We start from the raw sequence: 15649 nt of genomic DNA, 5'->3' as shown, positions 1-15649 counted from the left end.
AGTTTAGGTATGATCGCGATCACACGCGTAAAGTTAACCACCGCGCTTTAGTTCAGACAAGCAATATATTTCTGGCCCGACCGCTGCACAATCTCATCCGCTTTCGCCAGTACGTTCTGCCCTTCAAACGCGCCATAAAGACGCTGATAACGTTTGCCCTTCAGCCTGTCCGTCACCTGCGCTACGGTTGCGGCAGGCAGCGGAAGCATGTTGGGGTAGCTCCACATAAACGAGACGGCGGTTTGACCCGGGGTGACCTGAAGAATGTCTCCGGCCAGTAAAACCCCGTCGCCGTCCTGCCAGTGCAGCACCGTGCCCCCGGCAAAGTGTCCGCCAAGGCGCAGAAGCGTGACCGACGGCGCGATCTCCAGCGCGTCGCCTTCCCAGAAGTGGAGCGCCGGGCTGTCGCGCATTACCCATTCGCGGTCGCTGGCATGGAGATAAACCGGGGCATCAAAGGCCTCGGCCCAGTCCTGCATCGTCGTGTAGTAATGAGGATGCGAGATCGCGATGGCGCTGATGCCACCGAGTGCCGCGACCAGCGACCGGGTAGCCGGATCAAGGTTCGCGATGCAATCCCAGAGAATATTGCCGTGGGCGGTCCGCAGCAGGAATGCCCGCTGGCTGATGGCAAATGCCGGAACGGTTTTCAGGGCCAGCAACTGCGGCTCCAGCTGCTGCCATTTGTTAGTATGCGCTGCGGTTACGCTGTCAAAATCTATCCACGCCTGCCCGGTAGCCGGAACGTACTGGCGTTCATCTTCGCAAATCGGGCATCTGTCAGGCTGGCGATCGTAAGAGGTGCCGCAGGTTTTACAGAGCGTAATCATCAGGTTTCCTCAGCGATAAACCACTGAGTATGGCAGGGATTATCCTTATGTGCTGCACGGTACATTGCAGGCGCATTTTGCCCTATACTCTGCCAGTATCAAAAACTGAACCAGGCAGGTGTCCTATGGAAATTGATCTCGATAACTTAGTGTTTAACGGGCTGGATGAAGCAGAAGAGCGTAACGCGGAACGTCTTGATGACGCGGACAAAAAGGCCCAGGCGATTGTCGCCGACGATGACTGCGGCGACGCCTGCAAGATCTGATGAGAAAGCACCGGTGACCCGGTGCTTTTTTTATTGTCGTTTCATCCCTTAATTTTCAGGGACATGCTTGAATCCGCTCAGCATTAACATGATGCTCTCGTCCGACGAGGCCGGCTGGAACTGATAGTGATTCCCCTGCCGATCGCCCCCGATATACCATGAAATTTCCGTTTTGCCTTCGGCCAGCGCCTTGCGTACGGCTTTGTCCACATCGACCATGCGATACTCGCGCGAATGGTTGAGATAGAGCACGGCGTCAGACCGGTAGTTACACGCCGGGCGCGAGGTCCAGCGCACGGTAGCCGGATCCCAGTCGTTGCTGGCCGGGTAGAAGAAGATCTGATCGGCACCGTTGGTCTCAACCTTCCCGCCGAAGATCCGCACGCGATACTTGAACTGCGAGGCGTCCTGGCCCGCTGGCAGCGGTGGGATTTTAAATTTCACCAGCGACAGGGTTTCGGCGTTGCGGGTGCGCCCGCCGTTCTGCCAGTTATCCTGAACCAGTAGCACCTGCGGCGCAGGCTGGGACGCGTCAGGCTCCTGGCTGCTAAGCCAGACGTTCGCTTTCGGTATGGAATAGCCGTAAGGCACGGTGGTACCGCAGTCCATTCCCCGGTTCATACACCGGTCAGTCATAAAGCGCGCCCCCTCTTCGGTCCAGCCGTTCATAAAATCGGCATGGGCCGTGTACAGGTTGCCCCAGCGCTCCTCACGCTCGTTACCGTGCATGATCGGATCCATAGACAGTTGCACTTTTGTGGTGTCCAGGGAGGTGATGGTCGGGAGCACCCAGGCCACGTTCATATTGACGGTGGGGATCTTCACCGGGAACCCGCTCGGGCAGGCGCCTTTGATGTCGTAGGTGGCATTCGCGAGACCGTGAACCGGCTTCAGGTTGACGCCATCCCAGCAGTTCGGAAACTGTATGCCAATATTAAACTGTACCGCATCCTTCGCTTTACGCAGGCCGCACGTTTCCCCCACCTTGTTGCTATAGCCTTTGCCGTTCGCGCAAAGGAACGTGATGTGTGGATTGGGCGCCGCGCCGTGGTGGTCTCCCGCCAGCAGCGACAGCCCCGCCGGGAAAGGTGATAGCGGCCAGGTATCGACGTGTGAGGCCTGATAGTAGGTTTTCTGGTAGGCCGGTTTCACCACCGTGCCGTCCGGCAGGCGCAGCGACGGCACCCAGTAGGCCGAGCTGTCGGCTTTGTTATCGCAGGTTGTCTCTTCGTGCTGGCGCAGCGTTTCACGGGTAGAGGCCGCGTCGGTTTGCCTGTTGCCAAAGAAGTCGTGCAGCATGGCCTGGTTGGGCATGCCGTACATCATGATCGCATCGTCGCCGAGCGTGTGGGAATAACTGCACACCACGTGCGCCTGGGGGGCAGCATGAGCGGCGTGCATGGCAAACAGTAAAGCGGGGGCAGAAAGGGCTGTAGTGAGCGTGGTCCGTTTCATCATTTTCTCCATGAAATGAAAGGACCTATTGGTAACAAAAGCCGCCTGATTCACCGAGCGATTCACCGCCCGTTTTTCCGCGCCAAAATGCTTTACACGGGCGTTTTAGCCCAGTTCAGGGCCAGGTTGCGCGCGGCGCTGTTCAGCGTGCGGGAACCACGCCGGGACAAACCTCAGCCGGCCAGGGCTTTCGCCACTGTTTCCATCGCCTGGGTGGTCAGTTCGCTGCGTTTCACGCGCTGGTTTGCGAGTGCGGTACGCAGCACGCCGGCAATCACAATATGCTTCGGCTCCTGGCCCAGATCGCGCATCTCAAGAACGACCTTCCCCACCACCCGGCACATCTCCTGATACAGCGCTTCGTCTTTGGTCACATTGCCCATCGTCATCACTCCGTAGCCCTAAACGGCCAGCTTAAATGATTCATCGGCTGGATACAAAAAAAGCCCGGCGAGACGTTCACCGGGCTTCATCTGTTTAATCAACGCATCAGTTATTAACGGGGATCACCGCGCCTTTATATTTGGTGCGGATCCAGTCCTGAATCTCTTTGGAGTGCAGCACGTCCACCAGCGCAACGATATCTTTTTTCTTCTCGTCACCGCGATGCACGGTGATGATATTGGCGTACGGGTTGTTCTCACCGCTCTCGACTGCAATCGGGTCGTGAACCGGATCAAGGCCAGCGTCGATGGCGTAGTTGGCGTTAATCACCACCGCCGCACCTTCGTCGTTGTTGTACATCTGCGGCAGCAGAGAAGCTTCTACGTTAGGCGTAAACTGCAGCTTTTTCGGGTTCTCCACGATATCGCTGATGCGCGCCGTGACTTTGTCGATGCCCGGCTTGAGCTTAATCACGCCCTCTTTTTCAAAGATAGAGAGAATACGCCCCTCTTCGGACACCGCATCACGCATGATGATTTTGCCGCCTTCCGGCAGATCCTTCAGCGATTTGTATTTTTTCGAGTAGATGCCGATCGGCTCAATGTGGATTGCGCCCGCGCTGACAAAATCGTAATCCTTGTCGCCCGCGTGATCTTTCAGCACGCTGTTAAGATAGGGAATGTGCTGGAAGTAGTTGGCATCGATGTCGCGCCCCGCCAGCGCGGTGTTAGGCAGAATGTAGTCCTGGAACGGCTTGATCTCCAGATCGATACCCTGCTTCGCCAGGATCGGCTTCGCCTGCTCCAGAATTTCAGCGTGCGGCGTGTTGGATGCGCCCACGGTCAGCGTATCTGCCCATGAGGCGAAGCTCAGGGCGCTCAGGGTGGCGGCGGCGATCAGCGTCAGCGTTTTTTTCATGATGATGGTTCCTGTGTGTTATTAGAGATTATCTTTTGTCTAACAGTGAAGTAATGACATCGCCGCAGAACTGGATAATGAAAACGATGATCAGAATGGTCACCGTTGCCACCAGCGTGACGTCACCGTGGTTGCGCTGGAATCCTTCCAGATAGGCCAGATTTCCCAGCCCGCCGGCACCAATCACCCCTGCCATCGCGCTGTAGCTCACCAGCGCGATGAGCGTCACCGTGATACCTGAAACCAGTGCGGGTGATGATTCCGGGAGTAGAACCCGAAACACTAACGTGCTCAGCCGGGCGCCCATGGAACGAGTGGCTTCGATTACCCCTTTGTCCACTTCACGCAGGGCAATCTCAACCAGACGCGCATAGAAAGGTGCCGCGCCAACAATCAGAGCAGGCAGCGCCGCGTTGGCCCCGAGAATGGTGCCGACAATCGTTTTCGTGAACGGGATCAGCAGTACGATCAGAATGATGAACGGGATAGAGCGGAACACGTTCACCACAATCGAGATCACGCTGTAGACCGTACGGTTCTGAAACAGCCCGCCGCGCGCGGTTAAAAACAGCGCCAGGCCGAGCACGATGCCCAGCACAAACGTCGCCACCCCGGACAGCGCCGTCATGTACAGGGTCTCCTGGGTTGCAGACCAGAGCTGGTCCCACTTCAGATGCGGAAAGAGATTCTCAGCCATGCTTTACGACCTCGCCTTCAATATCGCTGTGCTGCAAATCGGCGAGGATATTGTTCAGTTGTTCATCGGATGCCACCACGTGCACCCACAGTTGTCCAAACACCCCGTGGGCGGTTTGGGTCATTTTTCCGTGCAGAATATTAAACGGCAGGCCGTAGCGCAGGGTCAGTTCGCCCACAACCGGACGGTGCGTGCTGTGCCCGGTGAAGGTCAGCCTGATCACCGTGCCCTCCAGCGCGTTCGCCAGTTCGGCATTAAAGCTTTCATCCTCGGCGTACTGGCTCACCTGACGGACAAACTGTTGAGTAATCGGCTGCTGCGGATGCGTAAAGACGCTCAGGACCTCTCCCTCCTCCACCACTTTGCCGTTTTCCATCACCGCCACGCGGTCGCAAATTTTGCGCACCACGTGCATTTCGTGGGTGATCAGCACGATGGTCAGCTTAAAGCGACGGTTAATGTCCGAAAGCAGATCGAGGATCTGATCGGTGGTCTGCGGATCAAGCGCAGACGTGGCCTCATCGCACAAGAGCACGTCAGGGTTATTCGCCAGCGCACGGGCGATGCCGACACGCTGTTTTTGACCGCCGCTCAGCTGAGACGGATAGGCATTTTCGCGCCCCTTCAACCCCACCAGCTCCACCAGTTCGGCCACGCGAGCCTTGATCCGGGCTTTAGGGACGCCCGCAATTTGCATCGAAAAGGCGATATTCTCATTCACCGTGCGCGACCACAGCAGGTTGAAGTGCTGGAAAACCATGCTGATTTTCAGGCGTGCCTGGCGCAGCGCTTCGCCTTTTGCGGCGGAAATATCCTGCCCGTTGATGGTCACGCTACCAACGCTTGGCTTTTCAAGTCCATTGAGCAGGCGGATCAGGGTACTTTTCCCCGCGCCGCTGTAGCCGATAATGCCGTAAATTTGGCCCTGCTCCACCGTCAGATTGACGTTATCAACCGCCGTGAGCGCCACCTTTCCGTTGTCAAAAATTTTCGAAATGTTCCTGAGTACTATCATTCTTATTCTGATCCGTTCCGCGATTAGCGGTTTAGCAGTATGGATGTCCAAAAGAGAGTAAACAGCCGTTATCAACTTTGAAATGACCAAAATGGAATGTCTTATAACCTTGTGAAATAAGAGGTACTACTACGGGCTGCGAGCCTGTTAGATGAATTTCAGAAATTGATTTCTGGCGAATGCATACCCCGCCGCGCTCAGCCGGCAAAATCGGCTATTTTTAGCGCAATACAGGGCCATTTAGCCGTCCTCACTTCCAGAGCACTTTACGTCTTGCTGTCTTTCCCTCCCGAAACGGTATGAATATTCCTTTCTGTTATAAACGGCAGTGAAAGGTTCTTTATTGAGAAAATTTCAGGGTCCTATCATCCGGTCATGAAATCCTGAAAGGACATGACCATGACGATTTACCATTCCGTTACCGACCTGATTGGCCAGACGCCCGTCATCCAGCTGCACAAACTCGATACCGGCCCCTGCTCGCTGTTTCTCAAGCTGGAAAACCAGAACCCCGGCGGCTCGATTAAAGATCGCGTGGCGCTGTCGATGATCGCGGAAGCCGAGCGCAGCGGCCTGTTGCAGCCCGGCGGCACGATTATTGAGGCCACTGCCGGGAATACGGGGCTGGGCCTGGCGCTGATTGCGGCGCAAAAAGGCTATGCGCTGATTCTGGTTGTGCCGGACAAAATGAGTCGTGAAAAGATATTCCACCTGCGTGCGCTGGGCGCACAGGTGGTGCTCACCCGTTCAGACGTGAATAAAGGCCACCCGGCCTACTATCAGGATTACGCCCAACGTCTGGCGGACGAATTGCCCGGTGCGTTTTATATCGACCAGTTTAATAATCCAGCCAACCCGCTGGCGCACCGCACCACGACCGCACCGGAGCTGTTTGAGCAGCTTAATGGCAACATCGACGCCATTGTCGTTGGCGTTGGCTCCGGCGGAACGCTGGGTGGCCTGCAGGCATGGTTTGCCGAACACTCTCCTCACACTGAGTTCGTGCTGGCGGATCCCGCCGGGTCGGTTCTGGCCGATCAGGTTGAGACCGGGCGCTATCAGGATGCCGGCGCCTGGCTGGTCGAGGGGATTGGCGAAGACTTTATTCCCCCGCTGGCCCACATTGAGGGGGTGAACCGCGCCTGGCGCATCAGCGATCGCGAGGCTTTTGCCACCGCGCGCGAGCTACTGAAAACAGAGGGCATTCTGGCCGGCTCCTCCAGCGGCACGCTGCTCGCCGCCGCGCTGAAATATTGTCAGGCACAGTCCTCGCCCAAACGCGTGGTGACCTTCGCCTGCGACAGCGGCAATAAATATCTCTCAAAAATGTTTAACGACGACTGGCTGCGCCAGCAGGGGTTAATCTCTCGCCCTGCGGCTGGCGACCTGTCCGACTACATTGCCCTGCGGCACGACGAGGGTGCAACGGTGACTGCCGCACCGGATGACACGCTCTCCACCGTGCTGGCGCGAATGCGTCTGTATGACATTTCCCAGCTTCCGGTTATGGAGAACGGCCGGGTCGTTGGCATCATTGATGAGTGGGATCTGCTGCGCCATATCGGAGGGGATGGCGATCGTTTCGCGCTACCCGTCACCCGGGCCATGACGCGACAGGTTGAGTTTCTCGATAAACACGCCCCTGACAGCGCCCTGTTCAACATCTTCGACCGCGGTCTGGTCGCTGTCGTTACCGACAACGACCGTTTTTTAGGGCTGATCACGCGCAGCGACGTTCTGACCACCTGGCGCAACCGCCTGTCACAATAAAGGAATAAACGATGAAAAATCTGGCCACCCTCAGCGTTCACAGCGGCGAGTTCCGCGACGAGCACGGCGCGGTCATGCCGCCGATTTACGCCACGTCCACGTTTGCGCAACCGTCGCCGGGCGAGCACACCGGCTATGAATATTCCCGCAGCGGTAACCCGACCCGCCACGCGCTGGAAACCGCGATTGCCGGGCTTGAAGGCGGTTCGCGGGGCTACGCGTTTGCGTCCGGCCTCGCGGCGATTTCGACCGTGCTTGAGCTTCTGGATAAAGACAGCCATATCGTCGCCATTGATGACGTTTACGGCGGCACCTGGCGTCTGATAGAAAACGTGCGCAAGCGCAGCGCCGGGCTGCAGGTGAGCTGGGTAAAACCCGGCGACCTGGCGGCTATCGAAGCCGCGATCCGGCCCCAGACGCGCATGGTCTGGGTAGAAACACCGACCAATCCGCTGTTAAAGCTGGCCGATCTGGCAGCGATAGCGGACATTGCGCGTCGTCATGACGTTATCAGCGTGGCGGATAACACCTTTGCCTCACCGGTGATCCATCGTCCGCTGGCGTCCGGATTTGATATCGTGGTGCACTCCGCCACCAAATATCTTAACGGCCATTCGGACGTGGTGGCCGGGCTGGCGGTGGTGGGCGATAACCCGGCGCTGGCCGAACAGCTGGGCTACCTGCAAAATGCCGTTGGCGGCGTTCTGGATCCGTTCAGCAGTTTCCTGACCCTGCGCGGCATCCGCACCCTTTCGCTGCGCGTCGAGCGCCACTCAACCAACGCGTTGGCCGTGGCCCAATGGCTTGAGCAGCACTCGCAGGTTGAGAGCGTATTTTACCCGGGGCTGGCGTCACACCCGCAGTATGAACTTGCCCGTCGCCAGATGGCGCTGCCCGGCGGCATGATTTCGCTGGTGGTTAAAGGCGATGCGCAACGCGCGACAGAGGTCATCCGCAAACTGAAACTGTTTACGCTTGCCGAAAGTTTGGGCGGCGTGGAGAGTCTGGTCAGCCAGCCCTACAGCATGACGCACGCCTCTATCCCTCTTGAGCAGCGTCTGGCTAACGGTATCGTGCCGCAGCTTATCCGCCTGTCGGTGGGGATAGAGGACGCGCAGGATTTAATCGCCGACCTCGACCAGGCGCTGACTCTTTAAGCAATACGCGGCAGGTGTTGCACCTGCCGCCATAAGATGTCATTTCACCTTAACGCATTGATAACAATCTTATGTGAAACTGCACAGATTGTTTTTGAAACGCTGTTTCCATTTTCCTTTTGCCTCCCTTTCAGCGTATAATGCGCGCCAAATCCCTGGTGAATGGTTTCAGCGCTTGGAAGACAAAAAACCACGTACAACTTTTCCTCTCTCCCGTTGGGCTGTCACACAGGCACACTTTCTTCTGCACGCTCATTTGATGTCTCCTATCCTTAGTGCGTGTCATATACTCTTTTGCAACACAGGTTTGACTCTGCGGCGGTGCGCCCCCGGAGCGAGATTTCCATATCCTTCCCAACTTAAAGACTAAGACTGTCATGAAAAAGACGAAAATTGTTTGCACCATCGGCCCAAAAACCGAATCTGAAGAGATGCTGAGCAAAATGCTGGACGCCGGCATGAACGTTATGCGTCTGAACTTCTCTCACGGTGACTATGCTGAGCACGGTCAGCGTATCCAGAACTTGCGCAACGTGATGAGCAAGACTGGCAAAAAAGCCGCGATCCTGCTGGACACCAAAGGTCCTGAAATCCGTACTATCAAGCTGGAGGGCGGTAACGACGTTTCCCTGAAAGCGGGTCAGACCTTCACCTTTACCACCGACAAGTCTGTTGTCGGCAACAGCGAAACCGTTGCGGTGACCTATGAAGGCTTCACCAGCGATCTGTCCGTTGGCAACACCGTCCTGGTGGATGACGGCCTGATCGGCATGGAAGTGACCGCTATCGAAGGCAACAAAGTTATCTGTAAAGTGCTGAACAATGGCGACCTGGGCGAAAACAAAGGCGTTAACCTGCCGGGCGTTTCCATCGCGCTGCCAGCACTGGCTGAAAAAGACAAGCAAGACCTGATCTTCGGCTGCGAGCAAGGCGTTGACTTTGTGGCAGCGTCCTTTATCCGTAAGCGTTCCGACGTGGTGGAAATCCGTGAGCACCTGAAAGCGCACGGCGGCGAGAAGATCCAAATCATCTCCAAAATTGAAAACCAGGAAGGCCTGAACAACTTCGACGAAATCCTCGAAGCGTCTGACGGCATCATGGTTGCACGTGGTGACCTGGGCGTTGAAATCCCGGTTGAAGAAGTTATCTTCGCGCAGAAGATGATGATCGAGAAATGCGTTCGCGCGCGTAAAGTGGTTATCACCGCGACGCAGATGCTGGACTCCATGATCAAAAACCCACGCCCTACCCGCGCAGAAGCAGGCGACGTGGCGAACGCCATCCTCGACGGTACCGACGCAGTCATGCTGTCCGGTGAGTCTGCAAAAGGGAAATACCCGCTGGAAGCCGTTAGCATCATGGCGACCATCTGCGAGCGTACTGACCGCGTGATGACCAGCCGTCTGGACTTCAACAACGACAGCCGTAAACTGCGCATCACCGAAGCAGTGTGCCGCGGTGCGGTAGAAACCGCCGAAAAACTGGACGCGCCGCTGATCGTTGTGGCAACCCAGGGCGGTAAATCCGCTCGTGCAGTGCGTAAATACTTCCCGGACGCCACCATCCTGGCGCTGACCACTAACGAAACGACTGCGCGTCAGCTGGTGCTGAGCAAAGGCGTTGTGGCGCATCTGGTAGAAGAAATTGCATCAACTGACGATTTCTACATCCAGGGTAAAGAACTGGCGCTGGAAAGCGGTCTGGCACAGAAAGGCGACGTTGTGGTAATGGTTTCTGGTGCGCTGGTTCCAGCTGGTACCACTAACACCGCATCTGTTCACGTGCTGTAATAATTCCCGAACGAATTAATTTTGATTAAAGCGCCCCACGGGGCGCTTTTTTTATTCCTGTCTTTAGCCCTGTCCAATCAAAAAGCAAATCGGGTTTTTCTATTTAATCGCCAATTATCTAAGATGAATCCGATGAAAAATGCCTTTTTTAACATAGCTTTTTCGACAAAAATGCCAAATACGATGCTTCTTTGAGCGAACGATCAAAAATAGGCGCATTCCCAACAAAAAAATATTCTCAACCTAAAAAAGTTTGTGTAATACTTGTAACGCTACATGGAGATTAACTCAATCTAGAGGGTATTAATAATGAATCGTACTAAACTGGTACTGGGCGCGGTAATCCTGGGTTCTACTCTGCTGGCAGGTTGCTCCAGCAACGCTAAAATCGATCAGCTGTCTTCTGACGTTCAGACTCTGAACGCTAAAGTTGACCAGCTGAGCAACGACGTGAACGCAATGCGTTCTGACGTTCAGGCTGCTAAAGACGACGCAGCTCGCGCTAACCAGCGTCTGGACAACCAGGCTACTAAATACCGTAAGTAATAGTACCTGTTAATAAAATGGCGCACATTCATTGTGCGCCATTTTTTTTGCCTGTTCCAGACTACTGCGTCACCTTCTCTCCCTCGCTCTCTGCAACCGCATCTGCCCCCCGGCTATTTTGCACCGATAACACGTTTGTGCTCGCGGACGTGCCGCTCGCCGTTGACACGGCAACCGGTATCCCGGCCCGGCGCGACAACGCTTTATCAATAAGCGCTTTATCATTGCCCGCCTGCGCCACAAAGGTCGCAAAATCCGCTGAGTGGCTTATCGCCACGGTTTGCGGGTTCTCCCCTTCCTGCTGCGCCAGCGGACGGTGAACCTCTATGTAGCGCCTGCCGTCTGGCTCCACGGCGAATTTGACCGGCTCGTTGATAATCTGGACCCGCGTACCGACGCGCACCTGTTCGAACAGCGCTTTAATATCCGGGGCATTCATGCGCATACAGCCGGAACTGACGCGCAGACCGACGCTATTTGGCGCGCTGGTACCGTGGATGAGATATTCACCGTTACCGATGCCTAAACGCAGTGCAAAGCGTCCTAGCGGGTTATTCGGCCCTGCGGGTACGACAGGCGGCAGTTTAATGCCCTGCGCCAGTGAGCGTGCTCTGATGCCCGCCGTTGGCGTCCAGGTAGGATTGGGGATTTTCTGGCTCACGCGCGTGGTACTGACCGGCGTTTCCAGTCCCAGCTGGCCGATGCCAAGCGGATAGACCTCAACCCTGTTTTCACCCGGCGGGAAGTAATAGAGTCGCAGCTCTGCCAGGTTCACCACAATCCCCTCGCGCGGGGTGTCCGGTAGCAGCATTTGAGACGGGATAGTGATGACCGTGCCCGGCGCGGGGTTCACCGGTGCAATGGTGTTATTGGTCTCGAGGATCAGCTGTGCGGCGGTGTTAAACCGTCGCGCAATGTCCTGCAGTTTATTATCGCCCTCCTGAATGGTGTACGTCTGATTTTGGCCAATAAGCCTGCTGCCGACGGGCGGCAAAGGGTAATCCACCGCACGGGCCGTATTAAGGGCACCGAGCGAACCTAAAAGTATAAGAGTAATGAAAGACGCGCGCTTCATGCTGAGATTCCTTATTCACTGACAGAACGCCAGAAAGCTGAAAAACCAGCGAGGCGGGAACCACCTCGCGAAACAGAATGAATGCTGTCCTGTAAGTCTAGCTAATGATTGCGGCTTTAGCGCGGATGGCGCGGATCATCGCTTCCAGACCCTGGGAGCGTGACGGGGTGAGATGCTGCGTGAGCGCCATTTTTTCAAACCACGGGCGCACGTCAAAGGCGACGATATCCTGAGGAGACATCTGGTGATAGAGAATAAACACGACGGCGATAAGCCCTTTTACAATGGCGGCATCGCTGTCACCCTGTAGCTCAATAACGCCGTCGCTATTCTGGTGCATCACAATCCACACCTGGCTCTGACAGCCCTGAATAATATTATCCGGGTTATGGGCCTCTTCACCGAGCGGCGGCAAACGCTGTCCCAGCTCAATAATATAGAGATACTTCTCTTCCCAGTTTGCGCAACGCCCGAAGTTACGCAGCAGTTTTTCTTTGTCCGGCAGTTCTGCCATGTTTCGCCTCTTTGTTAACCCAGCAGCTGATGAATGCGCTTCAGCCCAGCCACCAGTCTGTCGACCTCTTCCATGGTGTTATACATTACCAGCGATGCCCGGCACATTGCCGGCACCTGGTACCACTCCATCAGCGGCATGGCGCAGTGATGTCCGGTACGTACCGCCACGCCGTAATTATCAAGGAAGCTCCCCACATCATAGGCGTGGTGTTTCCCCAGATTAAAGGCGATAACGCCCTGGCGGTTGGCTGGGCCGTATAACGTCAGGTCCGGCACGCTGGCAAGCTCCTGTAACGCATAATGCATCAGCAGCTGTTCATATTCATGAATTGCCTCAAGGCCGATGGCCGAGACGTAAGATAACGCCGCCCCCAGGCCGATAATCCCGCCGGTGTTGGGCGTCCCCGCCTCAAAGCGCCACGGCGCACGGGCGTAGGTGGTGCCCTGCGTCAGGCTGACGGTGGCGATCATCGACCCGCCCCCTTCCCACGGCGGCATGGCCTGCAAAATATCTTCTTTGACGTACAGCACGCCAATACCGGTAGGCCCGTAAAGCTTATGGGCGGAGAAGACGTAGAAATCGCAATCCAGCGCCTGCACATCCACCGCGTGGTGCATCACCGCCTGGGCACCATCTATCAGCACCTTCGCGCCCACCTGATGCGCCTTCGCAACGATCTCCGCTACCGGGTTCTCGGTGCCCAGCACGTTAGAGACCTGCGTCACCGCCACCAGCCGCGTGCGCACGTCCAGCAGCGCGTCGAGCTGCGCCAGCTGGAGCGTGCCATCGTCATGCAGCGGGACCACGCGCAGCTCTGCACCGACGCGCTCGCAGAGCATCTGCCACGGCACGATATTGGCATGGTGCTCCATCCGGGTGATGATGATGTTATCACCCGCGTGCACCTGCGCGCTGCCCCAGCTATTGGCCACCAGGTTGATCCCTTCGGTGGTGCCGCGCACAAATACCAGCTCTTCCGGCGAGCGGGCGTTGAGGAACGCAGCGGCCTGAGTACGCACGTTTTCCATGCTTTGAGTGGCTTCGGCGCTGAGCGTGTGAATGCCACGATGCACGGCGGCATAGCCGTGGCGGTAGAACCCGGCTTCAGCGTCAATGACCTGATTGGGCTTCTGGGCGCTGGCCGCGCTGTCGAGATAGGCCAGCGGCAGACCGTTAACTTCACGGGTCAGGACCGGGAAATCAGCCCGGATTTTTTCTACGGGAAAACTCATGCCTCGCCTCCAGGCAGACGCTGGCCAATACGAGTCAGAACCTGCTGTTTGAGTATGCCGTCGCGCAGGGCTTCCGTCAGCTCCGCGGCAAAGGCATAGATAATCATCTTCTGCGCGGCCTGCTGGTCAATGCCGCGCGAGCGCAGATAGAACATCTGCTCGTCGTCAATCCGCCCGACCGTTGCGCCGTGGCTGCATTTGACGTCATCGGCGTAGATCTCCAGCTGCGGCTTGGTATCCACCTCCGCCAGACGGCCCATCAGCAGGTTGTTGTTGGTCATCTGCCCGTCGGTCTTGATCGCGTGTTGTGCCACGTTGATCAGGCCATTAAACACCGCACGCCCTTTATCGCTGACGATGGTTTTATGCAGCTGGCGGCTGTTACAGTAGCCTTTGTTGTGCTCAAGCCAGGTACGCGTGTCGCACACTTCTGATTTCACCGGCATCGCCAGGCTGTTGATGCGCAGGGTGGTGTTTTCACCGTTAAGCTGCGTGCTGGTGTTGTGTCTTAGCACCGCGCCGCCGAGCAGGAAGCTGTGGCTGTCGGCCGCGCCGTCTGACCCCAGCGCAATGTCGTTATGAGCAAAGTGATGGCTCACCGGGTTTTCAAACGCCAGCTTGATGTGGTGAAGCTGGGCGTTCGCGGCCACGTTCATGGTCAGGCGCGCCCCGGTGAAATGGCGGGTATCGTTCAGGCTGACATAATGCTCGATGACCGTCGCCTCCGCCCCTTCCGCCAGCTCAACGTGGTGACGATAGTGCGCCGTGTTGATCTCATCGCCGTCCAGCCCCTGGGTGATGTGCATTAGCAGTAGCGGTTTGTCAGGACGCTGGTTACGCCTGACGGAAATATGCGTCACGCTCTGCGCCAGGCTTTCGGTCAGGTGCAGGAAAACCTCAGGCTGCACGGGCGCATGCAGGTTCTGCCGATCGTTATTGATCGCCACCTCAAATCCGCTCTCCTGGGTGCTATCGCTCAGTTCAGGCCGGAACTGCCCGTCAACAAAGACCAGACGCACCGCATCCAGGGTGAGCGCCAGCGCGTCGCGCTGCGCCGGGTTAACGTCAGCCAGGCGCGTGACAAATTCGCCCTTCAGCAGACCATCGAGCGGGGTGTATTTCCAGTTCTCCTGCTTACGCGTCGGCAGGCCGAGGCGCAGCAGCTGCTGCAAATGGTGCTCAGCCTGTTCAGACCGGGTATTGCCCTGCGCTTCAAACAGGCGGTGCCACTGCTGGAGAACATTACTGCTGTTCGGTAAGCCAGCCATAACCTTGCTCCTCCAGTTGTTTGACCAGCGTAAAATCTCCGGATTTCACAATACGGCCCTGATAGAGCACGTGCACAAAATCCGGTTTGATGTAGTCAAGAATGCGCTGATAGTGGGTCACGATGATGAACGAGCGGTTGCCATCGCGCAGGGAGTTAACCCCGTCCGCCACAATTTTCAGGGCATCGATATCCAGGCCGGAGTCGGTCTCATCCAGAATGCAAAGTTCCGGTTCGAGCACCGCCATCTGCAGGATATCGTTACGCTTTTTCTCGCCGCCGGAGAAACCGACGTTGACCGAGCGGGTCAGCAGATCTTCCGGCATTTTCAGCAGCTTGATCTTCTCTTCCATCAGATCCTGGAAGTCAAAGCGGTCCAGCGCGTCGAGGCCGCGATACTTGCGTACCGCGTTGAGCGCGGTTTGCAGGAAGAACTGGTTGCTGACGCCGGGGATTTCCACCGGATACTGGAAGGCCATAAAAATGCCCTCGCCCGCCCGCTCTTCCGGCGACATCGCCAGAAGATCTTTGCCGTTAAACTCAACCGCGCCGTGAGTGACTTCGTAATCTTCTCGTCCTGCCAGCGTCGCAGAAAGCGTACTTTTCCCGGAGCCGTTTGGCCCCATGATGGCGTGGACTTCGCCCGGTTTGACGTTAAAGTTGAGACCGCGAAGGATCTCTTTATCTTCCACACTGACCTGTAAATCTTTAATGCTTAACATGTGCTTTC

The 15649-nt window shown here is 56.6% G+C and carries 17 protein-coding genes; 6 read left to right on the top strand and 11 right to left on the bottom strand.

The annotated features are described in order from the left end of the window. Positions 1-47: 47 nt before the first annotated feature. A complete protein-coding gene (locus FFS28_RS00670; protein WP_137848461.1) occupies positions 48-830 on the bottom strand; it encodes an MBL fold metallo-hydrolase in 783 nt (260 codons plus the stop codon). 125 nt (positions 831-955) lie between these two features. On the opposite strand from FFS28_RS00670, the gene FFS28_RS00665 reads away from it, so the two are divergent. Beyond that, complete coding sequence (locus tag FFS28_RS00665) at positions 956-1096, top strand: hypothetical protein (RefSeq protein WP_003857665.1); 141 nt, start codon at positions 956-958, stop codon at positions 1094-1096. Positions 1097-1144: 48 nt separating this feature from the next. Here FFS28_RS00665 and FFS28_RS00660 read toward each other — a convergent pair whose 3' ends face one another. From FFS28_RS00660 to FFS28_RS00640, 5 genes are all read right to left on the bottom strand, one after another. Next, on the bottom strand, positions 1145-2551 hold the full coding sequence (locus FFS28_RS00660; RefSeq protein ID WP_137272157.1) for a DUF1996 domain-containing protein: 1407 nt from the start codon (positions 2549-2551) through the stop codon (positions 1145-1147). Positions 2552-2724: 173 nt separating this feature from the next. Next, positions 2725-2934 carry a fumarate hydratase FumD gene (gene fumD, locus FFS28_RS00655; RefSeq protein WP_137848890.1) on the bottom strand — a complete coding sequence of 70 codons (210 nt, stop codon included), beginning with the start codon at positions 2932-2934 and terminating at the stop codon, positions 2725-2727. Positions 2935-3040: 106 nt separating this feature from the next. After that, a complete protein-coding gene (locus FFS28_RS00650; protein WP_006174916.1) occupies positions 3041-3853 on the bottom strand; it encodes a MetQ/NlpA family ABC transporter substrate-binding protein in 813 nt (270 codons plus the stop codon). A 28-nt stretch (positions 3854-3881) separates the two neighbouring features. After that, a complete protein-coding gene (locus tag FFS28_RS00645; protein ID WP_058608951.1) occupies positions 3882-4550 on the bottom strand; it encodes a methionine ABC transporter permease in 669 nt (222 codons plus the stop codon). After that, a complete protein-coding gene (locus FFS28_RS00640; RefSeq protein WP_058608952.1) occupies positions 4543-5565 on the bottom strand; it encodes a methionine ABC transporter ATP-binding protein in 1023 nt (340 codons plus the stop codon). Before FFS28_RS00640 ends, FFS28_RS00645 begins: the two co-directional genes overlap by 8 nt. Before the next feature lie 399 nt (positions 5566-5964). Between FFS28_RS00640 and FFS28_RS00635 the strand changes: the two genes are divergently transcribed. The 5 genes from FFS28_RS00635 to lpp all read left to right on the top strand — a co-directional run bounded on the left by FFS28_RS00635 (position 5965) and on the right by lpp (position 10828). Beyond that, positions 5965-7335 (top strand): pyridoxal-phosphate dependent enzyme, encoded by a 1371-nt coding sequence (locus tag FFS28_RS00635; RefSeq protein WP_137848460.1) that lies wholly within the window; start codon positions 5965-5967, stop codon positions 7333-7335. Between the two features lie 11 nt (positions 7336-7346). Then, positions 7347-8492, top strand: coding sequence for a trans-sulfuration enzyme family protein (locus tag FFS28_RS00630; RefSeq protein ID WP_137848459.1), 1146 nt, complete (start codon positions 7347-7349; stop codon positions 8490-8492). A gap of 73 nt (positions 8493-8565) precedes the next feature. Then, positions 8566-8862 (top strand): protein YnhH, encoded by a 297-nt coding sequence (ynhH, locus tag FFS28_RS21885; RefSeq protein WP_474210164.1) that lies wholly within the window; start codon positions 8566-8568, stop codon positions 8860-8862. Positions 8863-8869: 7 nt separating this feature from the next. Continuing rightward, positions 8870-10282 (top strand): pyruvate kinase PykF, encoded by a 1413-nt coding sequence (pykF, locus tag FFS28_RS00625; protein ID WP_137848458.1) that lies wholly within the window; start codon positions 8870-8872, stop codon positions 10280-10282. Positions 10283-10591: 309 nt separating this feature from the next. Next, a complete protein-coding gene (lpp, locus tag FFS28_RS00620; protein WP_001082307.1) occupies positions 10592-10828 on the top strand; it encodes a murein lipoprotein Lpp in 237 nt (78 codons plus the stop codon). Positions 10829-10889: 61 nt separating this feature from the next. Here the strand turns inward: lpp and ldtE are convergent, their stop codons facing one another. The 5 genes from ldtE to sufC all read right to left on the bottom strand — a co-directional run bounded on the left by ldtE (position 10890) and on the right by sufC (position 15641). Next, positions 10890-11903, bottom strand: coding sequence for a L,D-transpeptidase LdtE (ldtE, locus tag FFS28_RS00615; RefSeq protein WP_058608955.1), 1014 nt, complete (start codon positions 11901-11903; stop codon positions 10890-10892). A 97-nt stretch (positions 11904-12000) separates the two neighbouring features. After that, positions 12001-12417 (bottom strand): cysteine desulfuration protein SufE, encoded by a 417-nt coding sequence (gene sufE, locus FFS28_RS00610; protein ID WP_006174908.1) that lies wholly within the window; start codon positions 12415-12417, stop codon positions 12001-12003. A 14-nt stretch (positions 12418-12431) separates the two neighbouring features. After that, positions 12432-13652, bottom strand: coding sequence for a cysteine desulfurase SufS (gene sufS, locus FFS28_RS00605; protein WP_137848457.1), 1221 nt, complete (start codon positions 13650-13652; stop codon positions 12432-12434). After that, complete coding sequence (gene sufD / locus FFS28_RS00600; RefSeq protein WP_137848456.1) at positions 13649-14920, bottom strand: Fe-S cluster assembly protein SufD; 1272 nt, start codon at positions 14918-14920, stop codon at positions 13649-13651. Before sufD ends, sufS begins: the two co-directional genes overlap by 4 nt. Then, positions 14895-15641 (bottom strand): Fe-S cluster assembly ATPase SufC, encoded by a 747-nt coding sequence (gene sufC, locus FFS28_RS00595; RefSeq protein ID WP_137848455.1) that lies wholly within the window; start codon positions 15639-15641, stop codon positions 14895-14897. Before sufC ends, sufD begins: the two co-directional genes overlap by 26 nt. Between the last annotated feature and the right edge of the window lie 8 nt (positions 15642-15649).

Origin of the sequence: Enterobacter sp. 2VL (genome assembly GCF_005503595.1) — a bacterium.
Taxonomy (GTDB): domain Bacteria; phylum Pseudomonadota; class Gammaproteobacteria; order Enterobacterales; family Enterobacteriaceae; genus Enterobacter; species Enterobacter cancerogenus.
The sequence above is the reverse complement of the archived record's forward strand: the minus strand, read 5'-3'. Positions and strand labels throughout refer to the sequence as shown.

What these genes read in the sequence shown, in the direction of transcription:
- FFS28_RS00670 (WP_137848461.1), bottom strand. Translation starts at nt 830, where the DNA reads ATGATTACGCTCTGTAAAACCTGCGGCACCTCTTACGATCGCCAGCCT.
- FFS28_RS00665 (WP_003857665.1), top strand. Translation starts at nt 956, where the DNA reads ATGGAAATTGATCTCGATAACTTAGTGTTTAACGGGCTGGATGAAGCA.
- FFS28_RS00660 (WP_137272157.1), bottom strand. Translation starts at nt 2,551, where the DNA reads ATGAAACGGACCACGCTCACTACAGCCCTTTCTGCCCCCGCTTTACTG.
- fumD (WP_137848890.1), bottom strand. Translation starts at nt 2,934, where the DNA reads ATGGGCAATGTGACCAAAGACGAAGCGCTGTATCAGGAGATGTGCCGG.
- FFS28_RS00650 (WP_006174916.1), bottom strand. Translation starts at nt 3,853, where the DNA reads ATGAAAAAAACGCTGACGCTGATCGCCGCCGCCACCCTGAGCGCCCTG.
- FFS28_RS00645 (WP_058608951.1), bottom strand. Translation starts at nt 4,550, where the DNA reads ATGGCTGAGAATCTCTTTCCGCATCTGAAGTGGGACCAGCTCTGGTCT.
- FFS28_RS00640 (WP_058608952.1), bottom strand. Translation starts at nt 5,565, where the DNA reads ATGATAGTACTCAGGAACATTTCGAAAATTTTTGACAACGGAAAGGTG.
- FFS28_RS00635 (WP_137848460.1), top strand. Translation starts at nt 5,965, where the DNA reads ATGACGATTTACCATTCCGTTACCGACCTGATTGGCCAGACGCCCGTC.
- FFS28_RS00630 (WP_137848459.1), top strand. Translation starts at nt 7,347, where the DNA reads ATGAAAAATCTGGCCACCCTCAGCGTTCACAGCGGCGAGTTCCGCGAC.
- pykF (WP_137848458.1), top strand. Translation starts at nt 8,870, where the DNA reads ATGAAAAAGACGAAAATTGTTTGCACCATCGGCCCAAAAACCGAATCT.
- lpp (WP_001082307.1), top strand. Translation starts at nt 10,592, where the DNA reads ATGAATCGTACTAAACTGGTACTGGGCGCGGTAATCCTGGGTTCTACT.
- ldtE (WP_058608955.1), bottom strand. Translation starts at nt 11,903, where the DNA reads ATGAAGCGCGCGTCTTTCATTACTCTTATACTTTTAGGTTCGCTCGGT.
- sufE (WP_006174908.1), bottom strand. Translation starts at nt 12,417, where the DNA reads ATGGCAGAACTGCCGGACAAAGAAAAACTGCTGCGTAACTTCGGGCGT.
- sufS (WP_137848457.1), bottom strand. Translation starts at nt 13,652, where the DNA reads ATGAGTTTTCCCGTAGAAAAAATCCGGGCTGATTTCCCGGTCCTGACC.
- sufD (WP_137848456.1), bottom strand. Translation starts at nt 14,920, where the DNA reads ATGGCTGGCTTACCGAACAGCAGTAATGTTCTCCAGCAGTGGCACCGC.
- sufC (WP_137848455.1), bottom strand. Translation starts at nt 15,641, where the DNA reads ATGTTAAGCATTAAAGATTTACAGGTCAGTGTGGAAGATAAAGAGATC.